Origin of the sequence: Rodentibacter trehalosifermentans (genome assembly GCF_002000545.1) — a bacterium.
Taxonomy (GTDB): domain Bacteria; phylum Pseudomonadota; class Gammaproteobacteria; order Enterobacterales; family Pasteurellaceae; genus Rodentibacter; species Rodentibacter trehalosifermentans.
Genome location: NZ_MLHL01000023.1, coordinates 1 through 10,334, shown reverse-complemented (window position 1 = coordinate 10,334; position 10,334 = coordinate 1). Strand labels below are relative to the sequence as shown.

General features: G+C 42.3%; 9 protein-coding genes. 4 read left to right on the top strand and 5 right to left on the bottom strand.

Features of this window, described 5'->3' with window-relative positions; all coding sequences use genetic code 11:
• Window positions 1-285, bottom strand: a complete 285-nt coding sequence (locus BKK52_RS05245; RefSeq protein ID WP_077478142.1) for a hypothetical protein — start codon at window positions 283-285, stop codon at window positions 1-3.
• Window positions 282-1,007: a carboxy-S-adenosyl-L-methionine synthase CmoA gene (gene cmoA, locus BKK52_RS05240; protein ID WP_077420519.1), complete on the bottom strand. Its 726-nt coding sequence runs from the start codon at window positions 1,005-1,007 to the stop codon at window positions 282-284. Before cmoA ends, BKK52_RS05245 begins: the two co-directional genes overlap by 4 nt.
• A 168-nt stretch (window positions 1,008-1,175) precedes the next feature.
• Between cmoA and aspS the strand changes: the two genes are divergently transcribed.
• A complete protein-coding gene (gene aspS / locus BKK52_RS05235; protein ID WP_077478140.1) occupies window positions 1,176-2,942 on the top strand; it encodes an aspartate--tRNA ligase in 1,767 nt (588 codons plus the stop codon).
• Between the two features lie 329 nt (window positions 2,943-3,271).
• Here the strand turns inward: aspS and rho are convergent, their stop codons facing one another.
• Window positions 3,272-4,534, bottom strand: a complete 1,263-nt coding sequence (gene rho, locus BKK52_RS05230) for a transcription termination factor Rho (protein ID WP_077420523.1) — start codon at window positions 4,532-4,534, stop codon at window positions 3,272-3,274.
• A 272-nt stretch (window positions 4,535-4,806) separates the two neighbouring features.
• Here rho and argH point away from each other — a divergent pair, with 272 nt between their 5' ends.
• Together argH and BKK52_RS05220 are read left to right on the top strand one after the other, a co-directional pair.
• Window positions 4,807-6,180, top strand: a complete 1,374-nt coding sequence (argH, locus tag BKK52_RS05225; protein ID WP_077420525.1) for an argininosuccinate lyase — start codon at window positions 4,807-4,809, stop codon at window positions 6,178-6,180.
• Between the two features lie 240 nt (window positions 6,181-6,420).
• Window positions 6,421-7,686, top strand: a complete 1,266-nt coding sequence (locus tag BKK52_RS05220) for an NRAMP family divalent metal transporter (protein ID WP_077478138.1) — start codon at window positions 6,421-6,423, stop codon at window positions 7,684-7,686.
• A 308-nt stretch (window positions 7,687-7,994) separates the two neighbouring features.
• Here BKK52_RS05220 and BKK52_RS05215 read toward each other — a convergent pair whose 3' ends face one another.
• The gene (locus BKK52_RS05215; RefSeq protein ID WP_077478136.1) at window positions 7,995-8,486 is read right to left on the bottom strand and encodes a YajQ family cyclic di-GMP-binding protein; all 492 of its coding nucleotides are present in this window, start codon (window positions 8,484-8,486) and stop codon (window positions 7,995-7,997) included.
• An 18-nt stretch (window positions 8,487-8,504) separates the two neighbouring features.
• A complete protein-coding gene (gene serB, locus BKK52_RS05210; RefSeq protein ID WP_077478134.1) occupies window positions 8,505-9,449 on the bottom strand; it encodes a phosphoserine phosphatase in 945 nt (314 codons plus the stop codon).
• Window positions 9,450-9,519: 70 nt separating this feature from the next.
• On the opposite strand from serB, the gene BKK52_RS05205 reads away from it, so the two are divergent.
• Window positions 9,520-10,188, top strand: coding sequence for a YtjB family periplasmic protein (locus tag BKK52_RS05205; RefSeq protein WP_077420529.1), 669 nt, complete (start codon window positions 9,520-9,522; stop codon window positions 10,186-10,188).
• The last annotated feature ends 146 nt before the right edge of the window (window positions 10,189-10,334 follow it).

Here is a 10,334-nt window from a genome sequence, read left to right as displayed (position 1 = left end):
CTAATCTACTTCAGCCCCGAAATTTTTTATGTGTGCTATCTCGTTTGGGTTGGCAACACGAAGCGCCAAACCGTTCATACTTTTATAGTCATAAACCAATGTGATATTCCATTTTTTACCGAGTGATAAAAGTTGGGCTACCGAGGTTTCAGATTTATCGTAGAAAATAATCAGAACGCCATTATTGGCTTGAATTTGTTCTGAGATAACAGGGCGGTTTTGTTGTGTTTCGCTACAACCCATTATGAAAAGTAAAGTGAGGATTATGAGCGATTTTTTCATCATTTCACTGCCACCATTGAACCGAAATTAAAGCATTGAAACCAAAGTTCCACCTGTGAAAATCCGATATCTTTTAACCGAGCTTTGTGGGTATCAATACTGTCTGTACGCATCACATTTTCTAGGGCTGTGCGTTTTTGGCTGACTTCGAGTTCGCTATAGCCGTTGGCCCGTTTAAATTGATGGTGGAGATCAATCAGTAACTCATCGATTTTCTCGTTTTCAAAACGAAACTTCTCCGAAAGCACTAACAGTCCGTTGGGGTTTAAACCTTGGTAAATGTTGGTGAGCAATGCAAGGCGATCTTCAGGTGGTAAAAACTGCAGGGTGAAATTTAAAATCACCATTGAGGCATTTTTAATTTCCACATGGCGAATATCATCGCAGAGAATTTCCACAGGAATATCACTGTGATAAGCGGCAATGTGCTGACGACAACGTTCAACCATGGGTTGAGAATTATCGATGCCAATAATTTTAACGTTGGGGTGGTGGATATTTCGCCGTGCAGAAAGGGTTGCCGCCCCTCGTGAGCAGCCGAGATCATAGACGTAGCTGTTGGGGGTGACAAAGCGTTCGGCAAGCATTCCAATGGCGGTGATGATATTGCTATAACCCGGTACGGAACGCTGGATCATATCAGGGAACACTTCGGCGACGTTTTCATCAAAGGTGAAATCGCCCAGCTTCTCAATTGGGGTGGAAAAGAGGGTATCTTTCATAATTTTTCGGTTTAATTGAGACCTACATTGGCGTTAGGTGATAAAAAGTGCGGTTATTTTAGGGCAAGTTTTTAGCGGGTCAAATAAATTTCTGTTTCTCATTTAAAATGCGCGGCTTTTTCCGTATAATCCAGCGATATTTTCATTTTAGCCCAGTATAAGGAACAGAATATGATGCGTACACATTATTGCGGTGCTTTGAACCGTAGCAATATCGGACAAGAAGTAACATTAAGCGGTTGGGTTCATCGTCGTCGTGATTTGGGTGGCTTAATTTTTATTGATATGCGTGACCGTGAGGGCATTGTGCAAGTGTGTTTTGATCCGAAGTATCAAGAGGCATTAACGGCAGCAGCAAATTTGCGTAACGAATTTTGTATTCAAATTCAAGGTGAAGTCCTTCCTCGTCCGGAAAATCAAATCAACAAAAATATGGCGACAGGTGAAGTGGAGATTTTGGCTAAAACCTTGCGCATTTATAACGCTTCGGAGGTGTTGCCGTTAGATTTCAATCAAAACAACACCGAAGAACAACGGTTGAAATACCGTTATTTGGATTTACGCCGTCCGGAAATGGCACAGCGTTTGAAAACCCGTGCGAAAATCACCAGTTTTGTCCGCCGTTTTATGGATGATAACGGTTTCTTGGATATGGAAACGCCAATGCTTACCAAAGCCACACCGGAGGGGGCGCGGGATTATCTTGTGCCAAGCCGTGTGCATAAAGGGAAATTCTATGCCCTCCCGCAATCACCACAGCTTTTCAAGCAACTTTTAATGATGTCCGGTTTCGACCGCTATTATCAAATTGTTAAATGTTTCCGTGATGAGGATTTACGCGCAGACCGCCAACCGGAATTTACCCAAATTGATGTGGAGACATCCTTTTTAACGGCGCAGGAAGTGCGTGAGATCATGGAGCGAATGGTGCATGGTTTGTGGTTAGATATCTTAGGCGTGGATTTAGGCCAATTCCCGGTGATGACTTGGCAAGAAGCGATGCAGCGTTTTGGCTCGGATAAACCGGATTTGCGTAATCCGTTAGAAATAGTGGATGTGGCAGATATTGTAAAAGCGGTGGATTTCAAAGTCTTCCAAGGCCCGGCGAATGACCCGAATGGTCGTGTTGCCGTGATTCGAGTGCCAAACGGCAATGAGATAACCCGTAAACAAATTGATGAATATACTCAATTTGTGGGCATTTATGGCGCAAAAGGATTAGCGTGGTTAAAAGTAAATGATGTGAATGCGGGGCTTGAAGGCGTTCAAAGCCCTATTGCTAAATTCTTAAATGAAGAAGTATTAAAAGCCTTATTTGAGCGGGTAGGGGCTCAAACCGGGGATATTCTCTTCTTTGGTGCAGACAAGTGGCAAACCGCTACAGATTCAATGGGGGCACTTCGTTTGAAACTGGGACGGGATCTTGGTTTGACCCGTTTAGATGAATGGCAACCGCTTTGGGTGATTGATTTCCCTATGTTTGAACGTGATGACGAAGGCCATCTTGCTGCAATGCACCACCCATTTACCTCACCAAAAGCGTTTACCCCTGAACAATTGGAAGCCGACCCCACTGCAGCGGTTGCCAATGCTTATGATATGGTGATTAATGGCTATGAAGTAGGCGGCGGATCGGTGCGTATTTTTGAGCCGAAAATGCAACAAACCGTGTTCCGTATTTTAGGTATTGATGAAGCACAGCAGCGGGAAAAATTCGGTTTCTTATTAGATGCCTTAAAATTTGGTACGCCACCGCACGCCGGTCTTGCCTTTGGATTGGATCGCTTAACCATGTTATTAACCGGTACGGACAATATTCGTGATGTGATTGCCTTCCCGAAAACCACCGCAGCCGCTTGCTTAATGACCGATGCGCCAAGTGTGGCGAACCCACAAGCTTTGGAAGAGCTGGCGATTTCAGTGGTGAAAGCCGAATAATCTTGATGTTGTAGCAAAAAGTGCGGTCAAAATTGACTGCACTTTTTCGGTGTTATGTCGCACTTGCACAAAACTATTGGCTATCTTCCCTCCCTCCGTTTACGGGGGGGAGGTGCCGCAGGCGGAGGGGGGAAAGCGCAGTTATTTTTCACCGAGTTTTTACAACGTTGTTGCAATCCCCCTTAATATGCTGCCTGCTTCCTGTAAAAGGAGGGAGCGAAAAATTATCTATTGTGCAACTGCTATATAATGCCGCACTTTTCAATGTCATTCATTAAAAAAGGGAAACATCATGTTTCCCTTTTGATCTTTCAAATCGCTATTTATCTTTACGAGCGTTTCATTATCTCAAAAAACGCCTCGTTGGTTTTGGCAACACCCAGTTTATCAATGAGCCATTCCATCGCTTCCACCTCACCCATTGGGTTAAGGATTTTACGCAGAATCCACATTTTTTGGAGTTCATCCGGGGTGGTGAGTAAATCTTCTTTACGCGTGCCTGAGCGGTTGAAATCAATGGCAGGGAAGACCCGTTTTTCAGCAATTTTACGGGAAAGGTGAAGCTCCATATTCCCCGTTCCTTTAAATTCTTCAAAAATCACTTCATCCATTTTTGAACCGGTATCCACCAGTGCCGTAGCGATAATGGTTAAACTACCACCTTCTTCTACGTTACGGGCAGCACCGAAGAAACGCTTAGGACGATGTAGGGCATTGGCATCCACACCACCGGATAGGATCTTACCGGAAGCCGGGGTAACGGTATTGTAAGCCCGAGCCAAACGGGTAATCGAATCAAGTAAAATCACCACATCTTTTTTGTGTTCTACAGAACGTTTGGCTTTTTCGATAACCATTTCCGCCACTTGAACATGGCGTGTTGCCGGCTCATCAAAGGTGGAGGCAATCACTTCACCTTTCACGGAACGCTGCATTTCTGTGACTTCTTCAGGGCGTTCATCAATAAGCAATACGATAAGTTCCACATCGGGATAATTGTGGGTGATACTTTGTGCAATATTTTGTAGCAACATAGTTTTACCCGCTTTTGGCGGCGCAACAATCAAACCACGCTGACCTTTACCGATAGGCGAGGCTAAATCCAAAATACGGGCTGTTAAATCCTCCGTTGAACCGTTACCACGTTCCATTCTTAAACGCGAATTAGCATGTAATGGTGTTAAGTTTTCAAAGAGAATTTTACTGCGGGAAACTTCAGGTTTGTCATCATTGACTTGATCGACTTTCAACAAGGCAAAATAACGTTCACCTTCTTTTGGTGGGCGGATTTTACCTTCAATTTTATCACCGGTTTGGAGATTGAAACGACGGATTTGGCTAGGGGAAACATAGATATCATCAGGGCCGGCAAGGTAGGAACTATCGGCAGAGCGGAGAAAACCGAAACCATCAGGTAAAATTTCCAACACGCCGCCACCGAAAATATCTTCACCACCTTTTGCGTGTTGTTTTAAAATGGCGAAAACAATGTCTTGTTTGCGTAAACGGGCTAAATTTTCTAAGCCCATTTGCTCTTCGCCGAGTTTCACAAGATCCGAAACGGGCGTATTTTTAAGTTCTGTTAAATGCATAATGAATAATCGTTGGGATTAATAAGAGTTGAGTTAATGAAATGAAGGGCAGATGCCCGAAAATTGTTGTGTAAGTTACCACTAAAAATAGGCATTGTCTAGTTTTTGTTGTAAAAATGAGGTTTTTTTATGGTAAAGTGCGGTCTGTTTTTATAAAGTTTTAGAATTTCTAAAATATCCGTTGATTTGTGCATAAGTATGCATTATTTTAGAATAAATTTTTAATCAAGCGGTGTTATACCGCTGAAAATTCAATATATAGAGGATAAATTATGGCACTTTGGGGTGGACGTTTTACACAAGCAGCAGATAAGCGTTTTAAAGATTTTAATGACTCTTTACGTTTTGATTATCGTCTCGCCGAGCAAGATATTGAGGGTTCTATCGGCTGGTCGAAAGCGTTAGTAAAAGTGAACGTATTAACGCAAGAAGAGCAGCAACAATTAGAACAAGCATTAAAGGCATTATTGATCGAGGTGCGATCAAATCCACATGCAATTTTGCAAGATGAAGCCGAAGATATTCACAGTTGGGTGGAAAGTAAACTAATTGATAAAGTAGGCAATTTGGGTAAAAAATTGCACACCGGGCGTAGCCGTAACGACCAAGTTGCATTGGATATTAAAATGTGGTGTAAACAGCGTGTGATCGAATTGCAAGATTCCATCCGCAATTTGCAACGTCATTTAGTGCAAACCGCTGAAAATACACAAGATGCGGTGATGCCGGGTTATACCCATTTACAACGTGCCCAGCCTATTACTTTTGCCCATTGGTGTATGGCTTATGTGGAAATGTTTGATAGGGACTATACCCGGTTAAGCGATGCCTATAAACGAATGAATACTTGCCCGCTTGGCAGTGGTGCATTAGCAGGAACAGCCTATGCCGTCGATCGTGATGCCTTGGCTTTGGATTTAGGATTTAGCTTTGCCACCCGCAATAGTTTAGACAGCGTTTCGGATCGTGATCATATCGTGGAATTACTTTCTGCGGCTTCTTTAAGTATGGCGCATCTTTCCCGATTTGCCGAAGATATGATCATTTTCAACAGTGGCGAGGCGAATTTTGTAGAATTGTCAGATCGGGTGACATCCGGTTCTTCATTAATGCCACAAAAGAAAAACCCGGATGCTTGTGAATTAATCAGAGGCAAAGCAGGGCGTGTTATGGGGGCGTTAACCGGCATGTTGATGACATTAAAAGGTCTACCGCTTGCTTATAACAAAGATATGCAGGAAGACAAAGAAGGGATTTTTGATGCCCTTGATACTTGGCAAGATTGTGTAGATATGGCGACCTTTGTATTAGATGAACTCAAAGTCAATGTTGAACGCACTCGTGAAGCGGCGCTAAAAGGCTATTCCAATGCCACCGAGTTGGCAGATTATCTCGTAGCAAAAGGCGTGCCTTTCCGTGATTCTCACCATATTGTGGGCGAAACGGTGGTTTATGCCATTGAGAAGGGTAAAGGCTTGGAAGATCTCACTATTCCGGAATTTCGTCAGTTTAGTGACGTGGTGGGTGATGATGTGTATGCCATTCTTTCCCTCCAATCTTGTTTGGATAAACGTTGTGCAAAAGGTGGGGTTTCTCCATTGCGTGTGGCAGAAGCCATTGCAGAAGCGAAAGCCCGATTTGCTTAAGGGGTAAAATCAACCCAAAAGTGCGGTCAGAAAAACAATTGAATTTCTGACCGCACTTTTTCTTTAAAATCCAGACCAGGTTCGTCAAACATTCCTTTATAACAAAAGACAACCCGGATAAATGAATTTTTATACAGAGGCGGGTTTGTTTGCTGTTGAATTGTCCAATCGCATCTTTGAATTTTTCATTGTTCCCCTTAAAATCGGGCTTTTCTCTTTTATTTTATTAAGGAAACTTGAATGACAGATTATAAGCAAAATGAAAAATCAACATGGCTTTCAAAATTGAATGCATTAGGCCCGGGGATTTTAATGGCATCGGCTGCCGTAGGAGGCTCTCACCTTATTGCCTCCACCCAAGCGGGTGCTATTTATGGCTGGCAATTAGCGCTGATTATCGTTCTTGCTAATTTATTTAAATATCCTTTTTTCCGCTTTGGTACACAATATACCCTTGATAGTGGCAACACGTTATTAGAAGGTTACCGCCAAAAAGGGAAAGTCTATCTTTGGGTCTTTTTTCTTTTAAATATCTTTGCAACAATGATCAATACTGCCGCAGTGGGGCTACTATGTGCGGCAATTCTCACCTTTGTTCTGCCCATTCAGATTCCCGTTCCTGTATTGAGTTTGGTGGTTATTTGTGTCAGTGCAGGCATTCTCTTGTTTGGAAAATATCGCCTGCTTGATAGGCTTTCCAAACTAATTATGATTTCCTTAACCCTCACCACGGTCGCTGCAGTGCTTATTGCCTTGTGGCAAACAGGGCTACAAGGGGTTGCGGCCACAGATTATATCGCCCCTTCCCCTTGGCAATGGGGCGCATTGGGCTTTATTGTGGCGTTGATGGGGTGGATGCCTGCGCCTATTGAAATTTCTGCCATTAATTCAATGTGGGTGGTGGCAAAACGCCGTATCAGCCCTGTTTCTTACAAAGACGGGATTTTTGATTTCAATGTGGGTTATATCGGCACAGCCATTTTAGCCTTGGTGTTCTTGGCATTGGGCGCATTGGTGCAATTTGGCTCAGGTAATGCGGTGGAAATGGTAGGCGGAAAATATATTGCCCAACTCATCAATATGTATGCTTCCACGATTGGTGAATGGGCAAAAGGGATCATCGCTTTTATCGCTTTTATGTGTATGTTTGGTACGACGATTACGGTCATTGACGGTTATTCTCGTACTAATGTGGAAAGCTTGCGTCTTATTTTAGGACAGAAAAAAACACCGGAAAAAACCTTAAATATTGCGATTTTACTGGCCTCTCTTTCAGGTTTAGCTATTATTTTCTATTTCAATAATGCCGTGGGTCCCATGCTGAAATTTGCCATGATTGCTTCTTTTGTTTCCACACCGATTTTTGCGTGGCTCAATTTATCGCTCGTTTTGGAAGGTAAACATAAAGTGAGAGGCTGGTTGCTTTGGCTGTCGATTATTGGGTTAATTTACCTGAGTAGTTTCACCGTATTGTTCATTCTCTATCAAATGAATTGGTTGAATTAAAGGAAAAAGAGCGGTTGAATTTTGTTAATTTTTAATATTATTTAGCTATTCTACAAACCGGAGTGTGTTTATTTCGTCATCATCCTCTCGCCCGTTTATGGGCGAGGGAGGGAAAATCCATCAGGATTTTCACAGGATAAGGGGAAGCGTAACATCTCGGCAAAATAGCCGAATTTCCTCTCACTTATTGAAATAATGCGGTATTTGCTACAGTTATGTATAAAGGGAAACACTGTGTGTTTCCCTTTATATTTTCTTTGTGCAACATCATGCCAAAACGGGTTAGTGGATAACCGCGCTTTCTGGTATTAATCTCTAAAATTATTAAATTGGAAAGGCTGACCTAATTCTGCGCTTTTCACCAATTGAATAACGGCTTGTAAATCATCTCGGGATTTGCCGGTTACTCGCACTTGATCACCTTGGATTTGGGCTTGAACTTTAATTTTAGAATCCTTCACTAATTTGGTGATTTTTTTCGCCATTTCTGTTTCAATGCCTTGTTTTAATTTGATTTCTTTGGTGTAAAGTTTGCCGTGGTGTTCACTTTCTGTTGGAATATCCAATGATCCGTGTTCAATACCACGTTTAACAAAGGCGCCAATTAAGATTTCAATTAATTGCTCAAGTTGAAACTCGGATTCCGTTGTCACTTTCACGGTTTCATTTTTTTCATTGAGTTCAATGATAGCTTCCACGCCACGAAAATCATAACGGGTGCTTAATACACGGTTAGCATTTTCTACTGCATTACGCACTTCGTGCATCGTAATTTCAGAAACAATATCAAAAGATGGCATAATTTCCTCCCATTAAGGTTATATTCTCTCTCTTGCACTTAAAAGACATAAAAGTGCCGTCAGGTCGGCGAAGTTTACCACAATTTGGGCTTGTTGTTGTACTTTAGGTTTAGCATGAAACGCCACCCCTAAACCGGCAACGCTCATCATGGCTAAATCATTGGCACCATCACCGATGGCTAGGGTGTTTTGGGGAGCAATGCCGTACTCATCACGCAGCCGTTCTAGGGTTCGTGCTTTATATTGCGCATCCACCACATCGCCTTTAACTAAGCCGGTGAGTTTGCCCTCTACGATGTCAAATTGGTTGGAAACGGCGCAGTCTAATTTTAATAAATCTTTTAAATAATCGGCGAAGTAGGTGAAGCCCCCTGAGGCAATGGCGGTTTTCCAGCCGTATTTTTGCAAAGTTTGTAGGGTTTGTTGCAAGCCGGGCATGAGGGGTAAATTTGACCGCACGGTTTGCAAAATCTTTTCCGGCGCACCTTTTAAGGTGGCAACCCGACGACGTAAGCTCTGCTCAAAATCCAGCTCGCCCCGCATGGCACTTTCGGTGATAGCTGAGACTAATTCCCCTGTGCCGGCAAGTTTGGCGATTTCATCGATGCATTCTATTTGAATGGCGGTGGAATCCATATCCATCACTAATAACCCTTTTTCGGACAATTTTGCCTCGAAGTTTAACGGGGCAATATCTAAACTTAAGTCATGGGCAATGGAAAGAAACTCGTCGTACCATTTTCCTTTGAGCAATACCACGGTGTTTTTTTCTACATTCCAAGCATCAAAGCACTGAAAATTTTGACCGCACTTTTGTTGGAAAGTGGATAGCTGTGCGGCATTGAGTGTCGTGCCATATAAAATGAAGGCGTCTTCTAATGGCGCAAGGGGCAATTGTGGCAAAAGTGCGCTAGGAAAGGCGGGATATTTTTGTGTAATACCGGCAAGGTTTTGAATTTGCATAGAAAATCCTGTAAATTGTCAAAAATGAAAACTATTCTAGCCGATTTAAAGGCAATTTGGGGAAATAACCTTGCATTTAATCAAAGATAAATTAACGAAATCAGTGATGTTGGTGCTGATTCTTTTTCTTTGCCTAGGGGCAATGGCGGTGATTTTGTTTGGGGTACAACAGTTTAAAATCGGCTCACAGTTAGCCAGTGTGAATCAAGTATCGAATTTATCTCACATTTTGGTACGCCAACAGACAAATTTATTTTCGGTGTTATTGATGAATAATGCCAAAATGGAAACACTCACCGAAAATTTGGATAACTTGGTTCGGGAGCATTTTGTATTAGATGCCTCAATTTATAATTCACAAGGAAAATTACTGGCCCAAAGCACCGATTCGGAAAGTTTGCGTAAACGTCTTGGATTAGAAAAGCAAGATGAAGCGCAAAATACCCAGCAAGTGGTGGAGCCGGTTTATTCAAATTTGGGGATTCAAGGTTTTCTTAGGGTGACTTTTGATGGGCAATATGCGCAATCTTCCCAAAGCAAAATTAATCAAATTTTCCTACGTCTTTATGGTGAGCTTATTATTGTCTTTTTATTAGGGGTGGTATTGGCAAGCTCCATTCACTATTTTTTAAGCCACTACCGCCGAGCTTATCGCCTTTCTCATGAACCTCAAAAAGCGGTCAATTTACCGGTTAAATCCAATATCCAACGGTATAATCAAAGACGGCGTAGGGGATAAAGGGCGATAGTTTATAGCGATAAGATAAAATTCAAATTTTTACCGAAAGGCGGGAATAAATAAGGTAGAATAGCCGAAAAATTTATTTTTTATCATAACAGGAGAAAGATATGGCAACTCGTAAACAGTTAGCAAACGCAATCCGT

Bases quoted from the DNA above. Each gene is read 5' to 3' on its own strand.
- BKK52_RS05245 (WP_077478142.1), bottom strand. From the start codon at position 285: ATGATGAAAAAATCGCTCATAATCCTCACTTTACTTTTCATAATGGGT.
- aspS (WP_077478140.1), top strand. From the start codon at position 1,176: ATGATGCGTACACATTATTGCGGTGCTTTGAACCGTAGCAATATCGGA.
- rho (WP_077420523.1), bottom strand. From the start codon at position 4,534: ATGCATTTAACAGAACTTAAAAATACGCCCGTTTCGGATCTTGTGAAA.
- argH (WP_077420525.1), top strand. From the start codon at position 4,807: ATGGCACTTTGGGGTGGACGTTTTACACAAGCAGCAGATAAGCGTTTT.
- BKK52_RS05220 (WP_077478138.1), top strand. From the start codon at position 6,421: ATGACAGATTATAAGCAAAATGAAAAATCAACATGGCTTTCAAAATTG.
- BKK52_RS05215 (WP_077478136.1), bottom strand. From the start codon at position 8,486: ATGCCATCTTTTGATATTGTTTCTGAAATTACGATGCACGAAGTGCGT.
- serB (WP_077478134.1), bottom strand. From the start codon at position 9,449: ATGCAAATTCAAAACCTTGCCGGTATTACACAAAAATATCCCGCCTTT.